Here is an 18,273-nt window from a genome sequence, read left to right as displayed (position 1 = left end):
GGCCCGGTACGAGTACGCCGTCAGCCCGGTACGAGCACGGCGGCGCCGCGCACCCGGTCGGCGGCGAGATCCGCGAGGGCTTGGTCCGCCCGGTCCAAGGGGTACGGGGTGACCGTCACGCGGATCCCGACGCGCTCGGCCACCGCGAGGAAGTCGCGGCCGTCCTGCCGGGTGTTGGAGGTGACGCTGCGCAGGTCCCGCTCCTGGAAGAGATGGCGCTGATAGTTCAGCACGGGGATGTCGGAGAGATGGATCCCGGCGACGGCGAGCGTGCCCGACCGGTCCAGCGCGGCCAGCGCCACCGGCACCAGATCGCCCACCGGGGCGAAGAGCACCGCCGCGTCCAGCGGCTCCGGCGGCGGGTCGTCGGCACCGCCCGCGGAGGCGGCGCCCAGTTCCAGCGCGAGTGCGCGCGCCTCCGGCGACCGGGTCAGCACATGGACGGTGGCACCCTCCGCCAGCGCGACCTGGGCCGCCAGATGCGCCGACGCGCCGAAGCCGTAGAGCCCCAGCCGCCCGCCCGGCGGGAGCGCGCTGCGGCGCAGCGCCCGGTAGCCGATGATCCCCGCGCAGAGCAGCGGCGCGAGCGTGGCGGCGTCGCGCTCCTCCGGCAGCCGGTACGCGAATGCCTCGGGCACGACCGTGAGGTCCGCGAAGCCGCCGTCCGCGTCCCACCCGGTGTAGCGGGAGCGGGGGCAGAGGTTCTCCCGCCGGGACCGGCACCACCGGCAGGCACCGCAGGTCGAGCGCAGCCACGCCCCGCCGGCCCGCTCCCCGGTACGGAACAGGCCCACCCCCTCGCCCACGGCGACCACCCGGCCGACGATCTCGTGTCCCGGCACGGTGGCCGGGCGGTGCGGCGCCAGATCGCCCTCGGCGAGGTGCAGATCCGTACGGCAGACACCGCACGCCTCCACGCGCAGCAGCAGCTCACCGGGGCCCGGCACCGGGACCGGGCGGCGGACCCGTACCAGCGGGCCGGTACGGACCGGGCCGGGCGTTCCGACGGCCCAGCCGCTCAGCGTGGCCCCGGTGGCGCCGGTTTTCGTCGCGAGCCCTGGGTCCGGCGCGAGCCCTGGGGCCGGCGCGGGACCGGGACCTGACGTGGGACCGGGGCCCGACGCGGGATCGGGAGCAGCCATGACTCCAGGGTGCGACGGGCGCGTGGCACCGGCAAGCGACGCCACCCAGGGTGTGCGCGGAGTGGCCGGAAGCGATCGTCCGGCCGGGTTCTTGGGAACCTCTTTACCTTCCACGGACGTTCAGCCTGCGGCCGCACTCGCGGCCGCCCGCCGCAGTGGCGGGGCACACCGTACTCCAGGAGGCAGCAGTGGCCCAGATCGACCTCGACAAGGTGTTGGACAAGGCGTGGGCGGACAAGGACCTGCCCGCCGTGCTCGACGCGCCGGTCTCCGCGCTGAAGGGGGTCTCGGACCGCCAGGGCAAGCTTCTTGACGAGGCGTTCGGCGTCAAGACGGTGGCAGATCTGGCCAACCTGAAGTACGCCCGCTGGGCGCAGGCGCTGGCCACGCTCGACACCTCCGCCAAGTAGCACCCCCGCACCACCGGGGAGCACCGAGGAGACCCGGGACGCGGCGCGGAAAGTCCCTCGCGCCGCGTCCCGGGGGCCGGTTATGGTGGTGCGCGTCGGCCGTCGAGCGCGCGGAGCACGAGCTGCTGCGGGCGCGCCGGGAGAGATAAGGGGTGAGGACATTGATGACTGTCACGGTGCTGGGCGGCGCCCAGGTTCAGAAGTTCATCAGGCTCACCCCTGTGGTCTCCGGCTGACTCTCCTTTCTTTTTCCACGCCCGTGCGGGCGTGCCGGGGCCACCCTTCGAAGGGTTTCCCTTGTTTTTCCCGCTTGCCTCAATTGCCTCCTTCGAGGTTTCCTCCGCCGCTCACCCGCTCGCCCCGTACGGCTGGGACGAGGGCTGGGCCGCGGAGTTCGCCCCCCACGCCGAGCGGGGGCTGCTGCCCGGCCGGGTCGTCCGTGTCGACCGCGGCCAGTGCGACGTGGCCACCGCCGAGGGGGTCGTGCGGGCCGACACGGCCTTCGTGACCCCGCACGACCCGCTGCGGGTCCTCTGCACCGGGGACTGGGCGGCCGTCGACCCGGCGGGCGGTGACCCCCGGTTCGTCCGGGAGTACCTGCCGCGCCGTACCGCCTTCGTACGGTCCACCTCCTCCAAGCGGTCCGAGGGACAGATCCTCGCCGCCAACGTCGATCACGCGATCATCGCGATCTCCCTGGCGGTCGAGCTCGACCTCGGCCGGGTCGAACGGTTCCTCGCCCTCGGCTGGGAGAGCGGCGCCCTCCCGCTCATCGTGCTCACCAAAGCCGACCTCGTGGCGGACCCCGCCGTACGGGCCCATCTCGTCGAGGACGTCCAGACCACCGCGCCCGGGGTGCAGGTGCTCGCCGTCAGCTCGGAGACGGGGGAGGGGATCGAGGTCCTGTCCGCCGTGCTCTCGGGCGGTACGAGCGTGCTGCTCGGCGCGTCCGGGGCGGGGAAGTCGACGCTCGCCAACACCCTGCTCGGGACCGACGTGATGGAGGTTCAGGCCGCGCGCGACGTGGACGGGAAGGGCCGGCACACCACCACGACCCGCAACCTCCTCGTCCTGCCCGGCGGCGGCGTCCTCATCGACACGCCGGGGCTGCGCGGTGTCGGGCTCTGGGACGCGGTGACCGGGGTCGGCCAGGTGTTCTCGGAGATCGAGGGCCTGGCGGAGGGGTGCCGGTTCCAGGACTGCGCCCATACGGCGGAGCCCGGGTGCGCGGTGCTCGCCGCGGTCGAGGACGGCGCGCTGGCCGAACGGCGGCTGGACAGCTACCGCAAGCTGCTGCGGGAGAACCAGCGCATCGTCGCCAAGACCGACGCCCGGCTGCGCGGCGAGATCCGGCGCGAGTGGAAGCGCAAGGGCGCCGAGGGCCGCGCCGCGATGGAGGCGAAGCGCGGCCGCCTCCGCTGAGCGGGGGCGGGGGCGGGGGCGGAGGGCCGGGGAGCGGTGAGCGGCGGCGGGGCGGCGAGCGGCGGACACGGCGTCCGAAAACCGCGAGTACGCCCCGCCCCGGGCGGCGCACACTGGACTCGTGATGGACGAAGAGACCAGGTACGAGGCGGTGGCCAGCCGTGACGCCCGGTTCGACGGCGCGTTCTTCTTCGCCGTCGAGACCACCGGCATCTACTGCCGGCCGAGTTGCCCCGCCGGCACCCCCAAACGCAAGAACATCCGCTTCTACCCGACCGCTGCCGCCGCCCAGGGCCACGGCTTCCGCGCCTGCCGCCGGTGCAGGCCGGACGCCGTGCCCGGGTCGGCGGAGTGGAATGTGCGCGCCGATCTCGTCGGCCGCGCCATGCGCATGATCGGCGACGGGATCGTGGACCGGGAGGGCGTGTCGGGGCTGGCCGGACGGCTCGGCTACAGCACCCGGCAGATCCAGCGCCAGCTCACCGCCGAGCTGGGTGCCGGACCCGTCGCCCTGGCCCGCGCCCAGCGCGCCCACACGGCCAGGGTCCTGCTCCAGACGACCGGCCTGCCGGTCACGGAGATCGCGTTCGCGGCCGGGTTCGCGAGCGTCCGCCAGTTCAACGACACGATCCGGCAGATCTACGCCCGTACGCCCAGCGCGCTGCGCACCGAATCCGGTACGGGAACGGCCGCGAGGGCCCGAAGCACCACCCGGGCCGCCGGTTCCGCCCGGGCAGCCGGCTCCGCCACGGCCGCGGGTTCCGCCCGGGCCGCCGGTGCCGCTACGGGCACCGGTCCTGCCCGCGCCGCCGGCTCCGCCACGGCGGCCGGTGCCGCGCACGTTCCCGTACCGGCCGGCGGTGCCTCCGGTCCGCCGGCCCTGGCCGGGATCCCGCTCCGGCTCGCCCACCGCGGCCCGTACGCCGCCTCCGCCGTCTTCGACCTGCTCGCCCAGGAGGCCCTGCCCTCCGTCGAGGAGGTGACGGGCCCGCCGGGCGCCCGCACCTACCGCCGTACGCTGCGCCTGCCCCACGGCCCCGGCGCCGTCGCCGTGGACGAGGCACGCCCGGCCGCCGGTGACCCGGCGGGCCGGACCGCCAACGGCTGGCTGGAGGCGCGGATCCACCTCACCGACCTGCGTGACCTCACCACCGCCGTCCAGCGGCTGCGCCGCCTCTTCGACCTCGACGCCGACCCGTACGCCGTGGACGAACGCCTCGGCGCCGACCCGCGCCTCGCGCCCCTCGTCGCGGCCCGCCCCGGACTGCGCTCGCCCGGCGCGGCGGAGCCGGCCGAGTACGCGCTGCGCGCCCTGCTCGGGGCGGCGGCGGCCCGGCAGGCCGTGGCGACGTACGGCCAGACGCTGGAGCAGGCGCCCGGCGGGCTCACCCGGCTCTTCCCCGAGCCCGCCGCGCTGCGCGGCCACCCGGTGGCGGGGCCGCTCGCGACCGCGCTCGCCGACGGCACCGTACGGCTCGACGCGGGGGCCGACCGGGACGCGGCCGGACAGGCGCTCCTGGCCGTCCCCGGCGTGACGCCCCGCACCGCCGCGCTGATCCGCATGAGGGCCCTCGGCGACCCCGATGTGGCGCCCGAGGGGGAGCGGGACGAGGAGGCGTGGCGGCCCTGGCGGTCCTACGCCGGGAGCCATCTGCGCGCGGCCCGCGACCGTCGTGCCGGTCAGCCCCGGACCACCACGACCAGCCACGCGCCCACCACCAGCAGACACGCGAAGAGCTCCACCAGCAGCGACGCCCCCGCCGTCCGCATGACCGTACGGGTGGACGCCCAGCCGTCCCGGTGACTGCCCAGCCGCACCCGTTCCGCACCGTAGATCCCCCCGACGAACCCCAGGATCCCGCCCACCACCGGCACCACGAAGAACCCCGCGATGCCCGCGACCCCGCCGGTCAGCAGCGTGCGGCGCGGCACCCCCGCCCGGCGGGTCCTGCGGGCCGGCAGCAGCGGCCGGAGCGCCTGGTTGAGCAGGAGCAGCGCCGTCGCGCCGATCAGCAGCCCCCAGGCGGCCCGGGTGGTGTCGGACAGCGCCCACCAGAGCACGGCGGCCCAGACGATCGCCTGTCCCGGCACGCCGGGGACGAGCACGCCGAACAGACCGAGCAGCATGACCAGGGCGACCAGCACGAGCTGCCACACTTCCATCCGCCAACTGTGCCGGACGGCGCCCGTTCCCGCAGGGCGCGTTCGCGCCCTTGGCGGTCGTGTTCAGCCCCCGGGGCCGCGGGCCACCCAGCCCCGCTCGTACGCGTGCCAGCCGAGCTGCAGACGGGTCGTCACCCCGCTCAGCTCCATCAGCCCCTTCACCCGGCGCTGAACGGTCCGCAGCCCCAGGTCGAGCTGTTTCGCGACGCTCGCGTCGGTCATCCCGGCGAGCAGCAGCGACAGGATCTCCAGGTCGGTGGGGTCGGGGCCGGGCAGGCCGTCCTCCCGTACCGCCCCGTCCGTACCCAGCCGCAGCGGCAGCCCCTCGCGCCACACCGCCTCGAAGAGCCCCATCAGCGACTCCAGCAGCCCGCTGGCGTGTACGACCAGGGCCGCGGGCCCGGCGCCGCGGCCCGTCAGCGGCACCATCGCCAGCGCGCGGTCCGCGATCACCAGCTTCGTCGGCACCCGCTCGGTGACCCGGACCCGCTCCTGCCGGCCGAGCGCGGCGGCCAGTTCGGTGAGCCCGGTGGGCTGGATCAGCACCTCACGCTCGATCACCACCCGGTAGGCGACCCCACGGCTCGCCGCCCGGTCCTCGGCCTCGTTCTCCCGCCCCGTCACCGCCACGGGCTGCCCCGTGACCAGCGCGCAGACCTCCTCCGTGGCGCCGAGCTGGAGCTGGAGGAAGCGGTGGGCCACGGCGCTGGCGCCCGTCACCACCTCGATCAGGTCGTGCACGGCCGGCTCGGCCGCCTCCGCCCGGTACTCCTCGGCGAGCAGCACCGCAGCCAGCTCCGCCTGTTCGAGCTGATGGCGGTGCTGGGTCAGCAGCGCGCCCAGCGCGACGGCGGGCGGCGCGGCGACCCACCGGCCCGCCCGGGAGGAGGACTGGGCGGCGAGACCCTGCCGCTCCAGCCTGCGCAGCGCCCGTTCGGTGTCCGGCTCGGGGAGGGCGAGCCGGTGTGCCAGATCCGCCACCTCCGCGGCCCCGATCGACACCAGCGCCCGATACGCCGCCTCGTGTCTCTCGTCAAGGCCTATCGCTCCCAGCACCCTGTCCACCCCTCCCCGCTCACCCCGCGCGACCTCCTCGGACGCGTACGTACCCCGGCCCGCCGTGGCGGATACCGGCCACGGCGTAAACCCGCCGCGCCCATCATCCCCTGTAAGCCCCGGCACTCTGTCATGGTGGCGCCATCACAGCAGCAACAGTCCCGGTCATATGCCTCCGTGGAGGTTCCGGCCGGATTGTGCACGGGTGAACGACGCGTGCGGTCCGGCCGCCCGTGTCCGCGCCCGCGCTGGATCTGTGACCGTTCGCCGGGCGTCCTTCCCGTGGGGGGTGGGGTCGCCCGGCGGACTCATTTTCGGCGACGGCCGTTTTCGCCCCCCTGGAGCGGTCGACAATAAGGGACATGAGCGAGCAGGGGGAACGACCGCCCGACGACGACTGGTGGAACCGCCTGTACGACGCGTCGGCGCCGGACACGGGGCCCGCGGCGAAGTCCGGGGACACGCTCGACGACCGCTTCGACTCCGCGGCGGACGCGGTGCGGGCGGGCGCGACGGCGGATCAGGGTCGGTTGGCGGATCCGGGTCCGGCGGTGGATCCGGGGCCGGCGACGGGTTGGGCGGGAGGGCCGGCGGCGGACCCCGCGGACCCGCCGCCGGCTCCCGCCGCGGAAGCGGCGGGCGACCGCGCCGGAGGCTCGACGGGGCCCGCACGGGCCTGGTGGGAGCAGGCGCCGTCACCGGCCCCGTACGCGCCGAGCGACGCCCGGCCGCTGCCGAGGACGGACGCCCAAGACGCCGTACCCGCCGAGGCGCGGCGGGGGCCGGGCTTCGGCGGGGACGCCGTACCTCCCGAGGCGCCGTCCCCTTCGGCTCCGAAGCCACCGCCTCCGGCTTCCCCTCCGACGCAGGGTCCGCCTTCGCCCGCCCCGCCCCCGTCCCCTCCGCCCGCGAACGCCCCCGGTGCACGGGCCGTTCCCGATCCGCGGGCGGCGCCGGGGAAAGCCCCCGTTCCCGCCCCTGCCCCGGACCGCGCGCGGGGTGCCTCTCCCGGTGACCGGCCGCCCGGCCATGACGCCGGGCCGGTCGCGCTGCCCGCCGCCCACCCCGACCGGCTGGACGAACTCGTCGCCGACACCGTCCTCGACGGCGCCTCCTACGGGTCGTACACCCTGCGGGCCGTTTCCGTACGGGGCGACGCCGCGCGGCACCGCGGCGAGCCCCGCCGCGACGCGCTGCTCACCGCCCGGTTCGGGACCGGCCCCGGCGCGCTCGTCCTCGTCGCCGTCGCCGGCGGGGCCCGCGCGGGCGAGGGCGGCCACCGGGCCGCCGCCGAGGTCTGCCACTGGATCGGCGGCGCCGTCGGACGCGACCACAGCAGGCTCTCCGAGGACATCAGGGCCGGTCGCAGGGGTGAGCTGAAATCCGGTCTGCACCGGCTCACCGACCGGGGGTTCGGCAAGCTCCGGGCCCGCGCTGCCGAACTGGGGCTGGCGCCCGGGGCGTACACCGCGAGTCTGCGCTGCCTGCTGCTCACCGCCGACCCCGACTGCCGGAACCGGGTGTTCTTCGGGGCCGGCGCCGGAGGGCTCTTCCGGCTCAGGGACGGCGGCTGGGAGGACCTGGAGCCCCCGGTCGCCGCCCGCGCCACCGCCGGCTCCCCGCCCGCCGAGACCCCCGAGGGCGACCGGCTCACCATGGACCTGGCGATCACGAACGACCGTGCCCCCTACATCGAGGGCCCGCCGCCCCCGCCGTCCGAGCCGTTCCTGTTCCGGGCGTCGGTCGCCCGGCCGGGCGACACCCTCCTGCTGTGCAGCGCGGGGCTGGCCGAGCCGCTGCGCGCGGAGCCCGCGCTCGCCGGCGAACTGGCCCGCCGCTGGGACGCGCCGGAGCCACCGGGGCCGGCCGCCTTCCTTGCCGACACCGCGCTCCGGGTGCGGGGCTACGCCGACGACCGTACGGCGGTCGCCGTCTGGGAGGCCTGACGCCGAACGACAGGCCCAGCAGGCGCGTCCGGGCCCGCCATGGGTTGATGGGGAGTGCGGGGCGGGCCGGCCGTCCCGACCGTCACCGGAGAGGGCGCGGACCCATGGCCAAGCAGAACGTGGCGGAACAGTTCGTCGACATCCTCGTCAGAGCGGGTGTCCAGCGGCTGTACGGAGTCGTCGGCGACAGCCTCAATCCCGTCGTCGACGCGATCCGCCGCACCCCCGCCATCGACTGGATCCAGGTCAGGCACGAGGAGACCGCCGCCTTCGCGGCCGGCGCCGAGGCCCAGATCACCGGCAGGCTCGCCGCCTGCGCTGGCTCCTGCGGACCCGGCAACCTGCATCTCATCAACGGCCTGTACGACGCCCACCGCTCCATGGCCCCCGTGCTCGCCCTCGCCTCCCACATCCCCTCCGCCGAGATCGGCCTCGGCTTCTTCCAGGAGACCCACCCGGAACGGCTGTTCAACGAGTGCAGCCACTACAACGAGATGATCTCCAGCCCCCGGCAGATGCCCCGGCTGCTCCAGACCGCCATCCAGCACGCCATCGGCCTGAGCGGCGTCAGCGTGGTCACCCTGCCCGGCGACATCGCCTCCGCACCCGCCCCGGAGAAGGCGGTGGAGCACGCCCTCGTCACCGCACGGCCCTCCGTACGCCCCGGTGACACGGAGATCGAGAAGCTCGCCCGCATGATCGACGAGGCGGACCGCGTCACGCTCTTCTGCGGCAGCGGCACCGCCGGCGCGCACGCCGAGGTGATGGAGTTCGCCGAACGGATCAAGTCCCCGGTCGGTCACGCGCTGCGCGGCAAGGAATGGATCCAGTACGACAACCCGTACGACGTCGGCATGAGCGGACTGCTCGGCTACGGCGCCGCCTACGAGGCCACCCACGAGTGCGATCTGCTGCTCCTCCTCGGCACGGACTTCCCGTACAACGCTTTCCTCCCCGATGACGTCAAGATCGCCCAGGTCGACATCAGACCCGAACGCCTCGGCCGCCGCTCCAAGCTGGACCTCGCCGTGTGGGGCGACGTCCGCGAGACGCTGATCTCCCTGACCCCCCGCGTACGGGCCAAGGCGGACCGCCGCTTCCTCGACCGGATGCTGAAGAAGCACGCCGACGCGCTGGAGGGCGTGATCAAGGCGTACACCCGCAAGGTCGAGAAGCACATCCCGATCCACCCCGAGTACGTCGCCTCCGTCCTGGATGAACTCGCCGACGACGACGCCGTGTTCACCGTCGACACCGGGATGTGCAACGTATGGGCGGCCCGCTACCTCACCCCCAACGGGCGGCGCCGCGTCATCGGTTCGTTCAGCCACGGTTCCATGGCCAACGCCCTGCCGCAGGCCATCGGGGCCCAGTTCACCGACCGGAACCGGCAGGTCGTCTCGATGTCCGGCGACGGCGGATTCGCCATGCTGCTGGGCGACTTCCTCACGCTCGTCCAGTACGACCTGCCGGTGAAGGTCGTCCTCTTCAACAACTCGGCGCTCGGCATGGTGGAGTTGGAGATGCTGGTGGGCGGCCTGCCCTCGTACGGCACGACCAACCACAACCCCGACTTCGCCGCGCTCGCCCGCGCCGCCGGTGCCTACGGCGTACGCGTAGAGAAGCCCCGGCAGCTCGCCGGCGCCCTCAAGGACGCCTTCAAGCACCGGGGTCCCGCGCTGGTGGACGTGGTCACCGACCCGAACGCGCTCTCCATCCCGCCGAGGATCAGCGCCGAGATGGTGACGGGCTTCGCGCTCTCCGCGAGCAAGATCGTCCTGGACGGCGGGGTGGGCCGGATGGTGCAGATGGCCCGCTCCAACCTGCGGAACGTGCCCCGGCCCTGACCTCGCCGTCCACCGCCGGACCGCCGCCACCGCCTGACCGCCGCCCCCGTCAGGCCGCCGGCCCCGTCAGGCCGCCGGCCCGGCCGGACCGCCGCCCCTCTCCGTCAGGCCGCCGGCCCGGCCGTGCGCCCGGCCGGCGGGCTCACCCCCGGGGTGAGCCGCAGCGTCAGGATCTGGAACGGCCGCAGCCGCAGCCGCAGTCCCTCCTCGCCCGGCTCCGCGGCGTGCAGCGGCCGTTCCAGCAGATCCGTCACCCGCGCCTCGCGCACCGGGAAACCGACGCGCAGCGTCGCCTCGGCCCGGCCGCCGGCCGACTCGTAGAGCCGTACGATCACATCGCCGCTCCGGTCCTCGGCGAGCTTGACCGCCTCCACGGTCACCGCGGCGTTGTCGATGTCGACCAGCGGCGCCAGCTCGGGAGCCGTCGCCACCCGCAGCGGCAGATTGAGCGCCAGCCCCTCCTGCACGCTCTCCTCCACCGTGGCGCCGGGCAGCAGCGCGTAGCGGAACCGGTGCCTGCCCTGATCCGTCTCCGGGTCCGGGCTGTGCGGGGCGCGCAGCAGCGTCAGCCGTACGGTCGTGCCCAGGCCCTCCGCGTGGGGCGTCCGCGTCACGTCGTGCCCGTACGTCGAATCGTTGAGCACCGCCACGCCGTACCCGGGCTCGGCGACCCGCAGCCAGCGGTGCGCGCAGATCTCGAACCGGGCCGCGTCCCAGCCGGTGTTGTCGTGCGTGGCCCGGTGCACATGGCCGAACTGGATCTCGGCGGTGGACCGTTCGGCGTGCACATCGAGCGGGAACGCCGCCTTGAGGACCTTCTCCGACTCGCGCCAGTCGATGTCGGTGACGACATCGATCCGGTTGCTGCCCGCCGTGAGCCGGATCTCCTGGGTGATCCGGGACGCCCCGAACACCCGCACCACCCGCACCGACGCCCGCAGCGGACCCGCCTCGGTCAGCTCGACGGACTCGGCGGCGGTGAGATCGGTGTGCCGGTGCCGGTAGTGCCGGTCGATGTCCCAGGCGTCCCACTGATTGGGGTGGTCGGGGTGGAGCTGGAGCAGATTGCCCCGGCCGCCGGGCGCCAGCACCTCGCGGCGCGCCACGAGGTCGCGTACGGAGGTGAGCAGCCCGTCCGCGTCGATCACCACCTCCACCAGCTGGTTCCGGAGCGTGATCGACCTGTCCCCGGACACACCGGAGACCCCCGACCGGTCCAGGGCGCCGGTGAACGACCCCGTCGCCAGCGACCGGGTGAACGCGGCGGCCAGCACCCGGCCGCCCGCCAGCGGCTGCGCCCGTACGGACGAGGGCACGTCGGCCGCTTCGAACTCGACCGGCTCCCGGCGCGCGAACGGCGCCGCGTTCAGCACGGCGGGCCGGCCCCCGCCCAGCGCCGCCACCGCGTCCGCGACGATCCCTTCCAGCTCCTCCCGCACCGCCCGGTACGTGGCCCGCGCCTCCCGGTGCACCCAGGCGATCGACGAACCCGGCAGGATGTCGTGGAACTGGTGCAGCAGCACCGTCTTCCAGAGCCGGTCCAGCGCCTCGTACGGGTACGTGTACGGCCGCGAACCCGGACCGGGGTGCGCGCGCAGCGCCGCCACCGTCGCCCACAACTCCGCCTCCCGCAGCAGGTGTTCGCTGCGCCGGTTGCCCTGCTTCGTCTTGGCCTGGGTGGTGTACGTCGCCCGGTGCAGCTCCAGGTACAGCTCGCCCGACCAGACCGGCGCCCGCTCCCCGTACTCCTCCCGCGCCGCCGCGAAGAACGCCGCCGGGTGCTCGATCTCCACGCGGGGCGAGCCCTCCAGGGATGCCAGCCGCCGCGCCTTCTCCAGCATCTCCCGGGTGGGGCCGCCCCCGCCGTCGCCCCACCCGAACGGCACCAGGGAGCGGGACGAGCGCCCCTTCTCCCTGAAGTTGCGCTCCGCGTGGGCCAGTTCGGAGCCGTGGAACTGCGCGTTGTACGTGTCGACCGGCGGGAAGTGGGTGAAGACGCGGGTGCCGTCGATGCCCTCCCACCAGAAGGTGTGGTGCGGCATCCGGTTCGACTGGTTCCAGGACAGCTTCTGCGTGAGGAACCACTTCACCCCGGCCAACTTCGCCAACTGCGGGAACGCCGCCGTGTATCCGAAGGAGTCCGGCAGCCAGATCTCCTCCGTCTCCACGCCCAGCTCCTCCTGGAAGAAGCGCTTGCCGTGGACGATCTGCCGGGCCAGCGCCTCACCGCCGGGCATGTTGGCGTCGGACTCCACCCACATCGAGCCCACCGGCGCCCAGGTCCCCTCCTTGACCGCCTGCTTGATGCGCCGCCAGATGTGCGGCTGATGGTCGCGCACCCACGCGTACTGCTGCGCCTGCGAACAGGCGAAGACCAGCTCCGGGTAGTCGGCGGCGAGCGCCGTGACATTGGCGAAGGTCCGCGACGCCTTCCGTACGGTCTCGCGCAGCGGCCACAGCCACGCCGAGTCGATATGGGCGTGGCCCGCCGCCGAGAGGCGGTGCGCGCTCGGCGAGGCGGGGCGCGCCAGCGCGTCCGCCAGCTCCCGGCGGGCCCCGGCCGCCGTGCCCGCCACGTCGTGCAGGTCCAGCGCGTCCAGCGCTGACTCCAGGGCGCGCAGGATCTCATGGCGCCGCGACCGGTCGGTGGGCAGCTCGGCCATCAGCTCGGAGAGCACCTCGATGTCCAGGACGAGATGCCACACCTCCTCGTCCAGGACGGCGACCTCGGCCGAGGCGAACCGGTAGAGGGGACGGTCCCCCGCGGTCAGCACGTCCCCGAGGAGCGTGGGCTCGAAGTCATGGAGCACGGCCGGGTTGGCCGCCGCCTCCAGCAACAGCTCCACGGACTCGCCGCCCGCCGCCGGGGCGGCCACCGGGACGTGCCGGTTGCGCGGATGGACGCCCTTGACCGGCACCCCCGACGCGTCGTACACCATTCCCTCGGCCTGGAACCCGGGCCCCTCACCGGTGAATCCGGGGTCGATCACCACTTCCACGCGGCGCCCCGCCCAGCCGTCCGGCACGGTGCCCGTCAGCCGGAACCAGCTCGTCGACCACGGTGAACCCCACTCCGTACCGGCCGCGAACGGCTCGTACGCGCCGCGCAGCGCCCGCTCCACCGGCACCGGCTCGCCCGGCGCGTGCCAGACGGCGAGCGTGAGCGGCTGCCGCGCCGCGTACTGCGCGGGGCGGATGAACTGGCGCAGCGCGCGCTCCAGCCGCCCTTCCACCTGAGTGCGGTCGTCGTGCATCGGGGCTCCTCGCTTCTCGGAATCGCTCCCCCCAGAGCTTCCCCGGACCCGCCGTCCGCATCCGTCCGGCGGTGGCGCACGGCGCTCGGACGGAGGCCGGGCGGCGCGTCGGGCGGCGCGCCGTTCGGCGTGGAGACGACAGGTGACGCACACCATGAGTGGCCCATTCCGGCAAGGGGAATACACCTCTTGTACGCATGCGCCACGGGCTATTTCCGGCGGGGGACAGAAGTCGGAGGACAGAAGTGACGAGCGGGGGGACGAAAGTGATGAGTGGGCTACGGCGCAGAGTGGGGGGCGCCGATCTGGCGGCCGTCCCCGAGGTGCGGCACGCCTTACGGGAGATGCTGGTCCACTGGCGGGAGCGGGACTCCGCCGCCGTGGCCGAGCTGCTGATGAGTGAGCTGGTGACGAACGCGCTGGTGCACACGGAGCGGGGCGCGGTGGTCACGGCGACGTTCGCCGACTCGCGACTGCGCGTGGAGGTACGGGACTTCGTCGCCGGCCTGTCCGCGCCGCCCGAGCCGGCCAGGCCGGTCCCCGACGACGCCACGAACGGCAGGGGTCTCGCGCTGGTCCGGAGTCTCGCGGACGACTGGGGGATACGGACGAGGCCGCTGGGCAAGGTGGTCTGGTTCGAGCTGAACGGCGAGGCCGCGTAACGGATGGTTCCTGAACGGACGGTGTCACCAGGGGTGGTGCGGGGGAAACGGCAGCGGACCGGCGTGACGGTCGTCCGTCACGCCGGTCCGGAGGAGGGAGCCGCGACAACTCCGCGCGGTCCCGCCTGTCGTGCTGGTGGCGCCGGTGGCGCCTGCTCGCCGGGCCGTTCGGGCTCAGCCGAACTGCCGCTCCATCTCCTTGAGTTTGCGCTCCAGGGAGTCGAGCCTCGGCAGGGCCTGCGTGTCGTCCTCGGCGGTGAGGTCCACCGTACGGGCCTCAGTACCCTTCACGGCCTGAAGGGAGAGCCGGGAACGCTGGGGAAGTTGCGGCTGCTCTCCTATGGCAGGCTCCGCTGCGGCCTCGACGGCCGGTGGCGAGCCCGCCCCCGGACCGGCCGAGGGCAGCGCGACCTGACGGCCGCCGCGGCCACGGCCCCAGGCGCGGTGCTGCCGGTTGAGCGCCTTGATCTGCGCCCGCTCCAGCTTCACCTGCTCGCGCCTGCGGAGACGTCCCTGTTCCTTCTGGCGCCGGTCCTCGCGCACCTCGTCGACGGCCTCGTCCAGCGTGCGTACGTTCTCCAGCAGCATCAGCGACCAGGCGGCGAAGGTCTCACGCGGTGCCCGGAGCCACCGTACGATCCGGATCTGCGGCAGCGGACGGGGGACGAGCCCCTGCTCGCGGAGCGCGGACCGGCGGGTCTGCTTCAGCGCGCGGTCGAAGAGCACCGCCGCCGAGAGGGACATACCGGCGAAGAAGTGCGGGGCGCCCTCGTGGCCGAGGCCCGTGGGCGCGTGCACCCAGTTGAACCAGGCGGCGGCACCGGCGAACGTCCACACGAGCAGGCGCGAGCCGAGGGCCGCGTCACCGTGGCTGGCCTCACGCACGGCGAGGACCGAGCAGAACATCGCCGCGCCGTCGAGACCGAACGGCACCAGGTACTCCCAGCCGCCGGAGAGGCCCAGGTTCTCCTGGCCGAAGCCGACCAGGCCCTTGAACGAGAGGGCCGCGGCCACGGCGGCGCAGCAGAACAGCAGTGCGTAGGACGCCATCCCGTAGATGGCCTCCTTGCGTCTGCGGCGTTCCTCGCTGCGCTCCCAGGAGTCCTCGACAGCCGGCTTCTCCCGGGCGCGCTTGCCACCGGCGAGTACGGCCACCGTCACCAGGGCTCCGACGACCAGCACGACGATGGGGATCAGCCAGTTCAGCGATATGTCAGTCAGTCGCATGCGGTGTTCCTTGCATCGCAGTAGGGCGTTTGGGACGCCATCTTGACGGAAGTGCGGTGCCCCTCAGGGGGTTTTGGGACAAGAGAACACCAACGGGGCGGTGTGGCACACAAATATGCACGATCGCCTAGAGCTGCCGTTCGGCAGGTGGCTGTCATGTTCGATTAATATCACTACTGACGGAGGCGTGGAATCCACGGGTGACGGACCGTCAGACGCTCGCGGCGAGCTTCCTGACCCGGTCGTCGTCGCAGGTACGCGGGCACGTGACGCAGGTGTCCTCGGGGCGCAACGTGTAGAAAAGGCAGCAACTCGCTCGGTCACGGGTCGGCAAAGATTCGCCGCGGGGGCCGGTCAGCTCGCGGAAGCCCGCGGCGCCGACGTACGGCTTGGTCGCCCCCGGCAGCAGCAGTTCCAGCTCCGCCATCGCCCGACGCTCCTCGCCGAGCAGATGCGCGACGTACCAGAGCCCCTCGACGATCTCGTCGGTCGCCATGCCCCACAGGGCCCGCCTGCCGCGCCGCATCCGCGGGGCGAACCCGTCCAGGACCGGACCGAGGTGTTCGGCGACGGCCGTCCGCACCTCGTCGCGCAGCGCCTCCTCGTCCGGTACGACCCGGGCGCCGGGCAGTGCCGCGGCGGGGTCGTCCGGCAGACAGGCGAACTCGTGCACACGGACCGTCATCCGGCCCAGCGCCCGCTGGAACGAGACGGACTCGACCGGGACCCGGACCACCCGGCGGTGCAGGAACCAGGGCACGGTGATCAGCAGACAGGCCGGCCAGGCGTAGCGGTGCAGTGCGAAGCTCGCGATCACATCGGGCCGGGCTTGCCGTCCGTGGTCGCGCAGCACCTGCGCCTCGTCCCAGGCGAGGAAGGTGTCCAGGGCCGGGCCGCCCGCCGCCAGCTCCACCGCGCTCACCCAGCCGCCGCCGACGGGCGGCTGCTTGCCGTCGGTGAGCTGATGGATGCTCAGCGCGGGAAACACCTCGGTCAGCCGGGCGTAGGCGCCCGTCACAGGAGAGGCGAGAAGCCCGGGCAGAACAGTGGGCACGGTCATGCTGGGACCACCGAATCGGGATCGTTTTGCAGGTAAGCCTTACCTTACCCGATGTGATCGAGGTGTGAACTGCGCCCCGGTCGGCCTATCGTGCACGGGGAGGACCCGGACCTCCTGGTGAACGGACCGACCGGACGGCCGAGGAGGACCCGAGTGGAGCAGGGCGGAGCGCGTGAGTCCACCGCGCCGGTGCCGTACCCGTCCCGGGCCGCCGTGCCCGGGATGTCGGGGGTCCCCCGGACGTCCGGAGGGGCGCCCGGAGCCGGGTCCGGAGGTGCTCGGCTGCTGGAGCAGGCGCGTACGGACGCGCGCGAGCCGGCGCGTGGAGAGCACACGCACAGTGACCGGTCCGTGGCGCCGCCCGCGCGCCGGACGGAGACGGCGGCGGGGGCGGCGGCCGGCGCCGGGGACCGGTCCGGTGATCCTGGTCACTCCGTACGGCGCCATTCGGTACGCGGCCAGATCCTCGCCGCCCTGCGCGACGCGCTCGTCGGCGGCGAGCTGGTGCCGGGCGAGGTCTACTCGGCGCCCGTGCTCGCCGAGCGCTTCGGGGTCTCCGCCACCCCCGTGCGCGAGGCCATGCAGCAGCTCGCGCTGGAGGGGGCGGTGGAGACGGTCCCGAACCGGGGGTTCCGGGTGACCCGGCGCACCCCTGGGGAGATCGCCGAGCTGGCCGAGGTGCGGTCCCTGCTCGAAGTGCCGGTGATGCTCCGTCTCGCCCGGACCGTCCCGGCCGAGCGCTGGGCGGACATACGTCCGCTGGCGGAGGCGGCCGGTGTGTCCGCCGCCCTCGGTGACCACGCGGCCTACGCGGAGCGCGACCGCGCGTTCCACCGCGCGGTGCTCTCCCTCTCCGGCAACCGGCAGCTGGTCGCTGTCGCCGACGACGTACACCGGCGCTCGCAGTGGCCGCCGGACGGCGCTCCCGCCGTACGCCGCGCCGACCTGATCGCGCACGCCGCCCAGCACCTGGCGCTGCTGGAGGCGTTGGCGGCGGGCGATCTGCCGTTGGTCCAGTCGCTGGTTCGGGCGCATGTCACGGAGGCGGCCCGCTGACGGGGCACGGCGCCGTGCGGGACCCTGCCCGCGTGTTGCGGATACCGGGTGTGGGCGTCCGGAGAGCTCAGCGGGCCGCCCTGGCCGCTTCGGTGGAGGCGACGGCGTACGTCAGCAGCTCCGCGTCGAGCAGCGTGGCGTCGCCGAGGCGGTGGGCGCCGGCGTAGGAGTTCATCATGGCCTTCGCGGTGCGCAGGGCGGAGGGGGAACGGCGGAGCAGCGGTTTGGTCCAGCGGGCGATCGTGGCGTCCAGCTGGTCCTCGGGGACGACCTTGTGGAGGATGGACAGCTCGGCCGCCCTGGCGGCGTCGAAGTTGTCGGCCGTCAGAACCAGTTCGCGCAGGCGCGCGGCGCCCGACTCGTGGAACATGCGCGCCATGATCCCGCCCCAGGCCGGCGGGACGCCGAGCCCCAGCTCCGGCAGGCGGAACCGGCAGTTGTCGGCCCCGGCCCGCAGATCGCAGAGGACCGCGAGCCCCACGCCGGCCCCCACCACGGCGCCGTGCAGCCGTGCGATGGTCACCACCCCGGTGTTGGCCAACAGGTCGCACACGCGGCGGGCCTTGTTGCCGAGCGCCCGCATGGCCGCGTGCCCGTTCTCGTCGGAGAGCAGCGAGGGGAATTCCCGGCGGTCCCCGCCCAGGCAGAAGTCGTCGCCTGCCGCGGAGAGGATCAGCACCCGGATCTCGGGGTGATCGTCCAGTGCGCCGAGAACGGAAAGGAGTTCGTCAAGAAGCAGTCCGGAAACAGCGTTGCCGGTTTCCGGACTGTCGAACCGAACCTTCAGCAGGGGGCCTTCATGTATGACCTGAAGAGCCTTGAGATCGTCGAACATGGCGTCCTTGTTTTTGTGGGAGCGGAGCGACTCTGGAGGGGCTGGAGGGGGAGAGCACGCGCGGAGGGGCGGGTGGGAAGAGAGGGACAGGAAGAAGGGGCGGGAAAGAAGAGACGGGGGAGGGGGCGGCTGGGGCCGGGGAGGAATTGGCTGAAACGATTCGCCACAGCGGGTGGTGAGGTGCCGCGCCGTT

13 protein-coding genes and 1 pseudogene are annotated in these 18,273 nt (G+C 73.8%); 7 read left to right on the top strand and 7 right to left on the bottom strand.

Annotation, left to right across the window (positions count from 1 at the left end):
* Window positions 1-20: 20 nt before the first annotated feature.
* The gene (locus ACFXKG_RS23310; RefSeq protein WP_384842226.1) at window positions 21-1,142 is read right to left on the bottom strand and encodes a zinc-dependent alcohol dehydrogenase family protein; all 1,122 of its coding nucleotides are present in this window, start codon (window positions 1,140-1,142) and stop codon (window positions 21-23) included.
* A 188-nt stretch (window positions 1,143-1,330) separates the two neighbouring features.
* Between ACFXKG_RS23310 and ACFXKG_RS23305 the strand changes: the two genes are divergently transcribed.
* The 3 genes from ACFXKG_RS23305 (at window position 1,331) to ACFXKG_RS23295 (ending at window position 4,778) form a co-directional block, all read left to right on the top strand.
* A complete protein-coding gene (locus ACFXKG_RS23305) occupies window positions 1,331-1,552 on the top strand; it encodes a hypothetical protein (RefSeq protein ID WP_382885464.1) in 222 nt (73 codons plus the stop codon).
* 297 nt (window positions 1,553-1,849) lie between these two features.
* The gene (gene rsgA / locus ACFXKG_RS23300; protein ID WP_384842222.1) at window positions 1,850-2,974 is read left to right on the top strand and encodes a ribosome small subunit-dependent GTPase A; all 1,125 of its coding nucleotides are present in this window, start codon (window positions 1,850-1,852) and stop codon (window positions 2,972-2,974) included.
* A 124-nt stretch (window positions 2,975-3,098) separates the two neighbouring features.
* Complete coding sequence (locus tag ACFXKG_RS23295; protein WP_384842387.1) at window positions 3,099-4,778, top strand: AlkA N-terminal domain-containing protein; 1,680 nt, start codon at window positions 3,099-3,101, stop codon at window positions 4,776-4,778.
* On the opposite strand, the pseudogene ACFXKG_RS23290 reads toward ACFXKG_RS23295, so the two are convergent.
* A pseudogene (locus ACFXKG_RS23290) lies at window positions 4,730-5,101 on the bottom strand (DUF456 domain-containing protein); the annotation flags it as partial. The gene ACFXKG_RS23295 and the pseudogene ACFXKG_RS23290 sit on opposite strands and share 49 nt — an antisense overlap.
* Window positions 5,102-5,200: 99 nt before the next feature.
* Window positions 5,201-6,193 carry a helix-turn-helix domain-containing protein gene (locus ACFXKG_RS23285; RefSeq protein ID WP_384842219.1) on the bottom strand — a complete coding sequence of 331 codons (993 nt, stop codon included), beginning with the start codon at window positions 6,191-6,193 and terminating at the stop codon, window positions 5,201-5,203.
* A gap of 362 nt (window positions 6,194-6,555) precedes the next feature.
* On the opposite strand from ACFXKG_RS23285, the gene ACFXKG_RS23280 reads away from it, so the two are divergent.
* On the top strand, window positions 6,556-8,139 hold the full coding sequence (locus ACFXKG_RS23280) for a protein phosphatase 2C domain-containing protein (protein WP_384842216.1): 1,584 nt from the start codon (window positions 6,556-6,558) through the stop codon (window positions 8,137-8,139).
* A 104-nt stretch (window positions 8,140-8,243) separates the two neighbouring features.
* The gene (locus ACFXKG_RS23275) at window positions 8,244-9,986 is read left to right on the top strand and encodes a pyruvate dehydrogenase (RefSeq protein ID WP_384842213.1); all 1,743 of its coding nucleotides are present in this window, start codon (window positions 8,244-8,246) and stop codon (window positions 9,984-9,986) included.
* A gap of 104 nt (window positions 9,987-10,090) precedes the next feature.
* Here ACFXKG_RS23275 and ACFXKG_RS23270 read toward each other — a convergent pair whose 3' ends face one another.
* On the bottom strand, window positions 10,091-13,240 hold the full coding sequence (locus ACFXKG_RS23270) for an alpha-mannosidase (RefSeq protein ID WP_384842210.1): 3,150 nt from the start codon (window positions 13,238-13,240) through the stop codon (window positions 10,091-10,093).
* Between the two features lie 269 nt (window positions 13,241-13,509).
* Between ACFXKG_RS23270 and ACFXKG_RS23265 the strand changes: the two genes are divergently transcribed.
* A complete protein-coding gene (locus ACFXKG_RS23265; RefSeq protein WP_384842207.1) occupies window positions 13,510-13,902 on the top strand; it encodes an ATP-binding protein in 393 nt (130 codons plus the stop codon).
* Window positions 13,903-14,076: 174 nt separating this feature from the next.
* Here ACFXKG_RS23265 and ACFXKG_RS23260 read toward each other — a convergent pair whose 3' ends face one another.
* Both ACFXKG_RS23260 and ACFXKG_RS23255 read right to left on the bottom strand, forming a co-directional pair.
* Window positions 14,077-15,129: a DUF2637 domain-containing protein gene (locus ACFXKG_RS23260; RefSeq protein WP_384842204.1), complete on the bottom strand. Its 1,053-nt coding sequence runs from the start codon at window positions 15,127-15,129 to the stop codon at window positions 14,077-14,079.
* A 211-nt stretch (window positions 15,130-15,340) separates the two neighbouring features.
* Entirely contained in the window at window positions 15,341-16,189 is an 849-nt protein-coding gene (locus ACFXKG_RS23255) for a (2Fe-2S)-binding protein (protein ID WP_384842201.1), read from the bottom strand.
* Between the two features lie 153 nt (window positions 16,190-16,342).
* Between ACFXKG_RS23255 and ACFXKG_RS23250 the strand changes: the two genes are divergently transcribed.
* Window positions 16,343-17,245, top strand: coding sequence for a GntR family transcriptional regulator (locus ACFXKG_RS23250; RefSeq protein ID WP_384842198.1), 903 nt, complete (start codon window positions 16,343-16,345; stop codon window positions 17,243-17,245).
* 67 nt (window positions 17,246-17,312) lie between these two features.
* Here ACFXKG_RS23250 and ACFXKG_RS23245 read toward each other — a convergent pair whose 3' ends face one another.
* Window positions 17,313-18,080, bottom strand: coding sequence for an enoyl-CoA hydratase/isomerase family protein (locus ACFXKG_RS23245; RefSeq protein ID WP_384842195.1), 768 nt, complete (start codon window positions 18,078-18,080; stop codon window positions 17,313-17,315).
* Window positions 18,081-18,273: the final 193 nt, after the last annotated feature.

The organism is Streptomyces sp. NPDC059255, assembly GCF_042752355.1.
Classification (GTDB): Bacteria; Actinomycetota; Actinomycetes; order Streptomycetales; family Streptomycetaceae; genus Streptomyces.
Note: the sequence above shows the minus strand (reverse complement) of the source record. Positions and strands in the feature narration are given on the sequence as shown.

Bases quoted from the DNA above. Each gene is read 5' to 3' on its own strand.
- ACFXKG_RS23310 (WP_384842226.1), bottom strand. From the start codon at position 1,142: ATGGCTGCTCCCGATCCCGCGTCGGGCCCCGGTCCCACGTCAGGTCCC.
- ACFXKG_RS23295 (WP_384842387.1), top strand. From the start codon at position 3,099: ATGGACGAAGAGACCAGGTACGAGGCGGTGGCCAGCCGTGACGCCCGG.
- ACFXKG_RS23280 (WP_384842216.1), top strand. From the start codon at position 6,556: ATGAGCGAGCAGGGGGAACGACCGCCCGACGACGACTGGTGGAACCGC.
- ACFXKG_RS23275 (WP_384842213.1), top strand. From the start codon at position 8,244: ATGGCCAAGCAGAACGTGGCGGAACAGTTCGTCGACATCCTCGTCAGA.
- ACFXKG_RS23270 (WP_384842210.1), bottom strand. From the start codon at position 13,240: ATGCACGACGACCGCACTCAGGTGGAAGGGCGGCTGGAGCGCGCGCTG.
- ACFXKG_RS23265 (WP_384842207.1), top strand. From the start codon at position 13,510: ATGAGTGGGCTACGGCGCAGAGTGGGGGGCGCCGATCTGGCGGCCGTC.
- ACFXKG_RS23260 (WP_384842204.1), bottom strand. From the start codon at position 15,129: ATGCGACTGACTGACATATCGCTGAACTGGCTGATCCCCATCGTCGTG.
- ACFXKG_RS23255 (WP_384842201.1), bottom strand. From the start codon at position 16,189: ATGACCGTGCCCACTGTTCTGCCCGGGCTTCTCGCCTCTCCTGTGACG.
- ACFXKG_RS23245 (WP_384842195.1), bottom strand. From the start codon at position 18,080: ATGTTCGACGATCTCAAGGCTCTTCAGGTCATACATGAAGGCCCCCTG.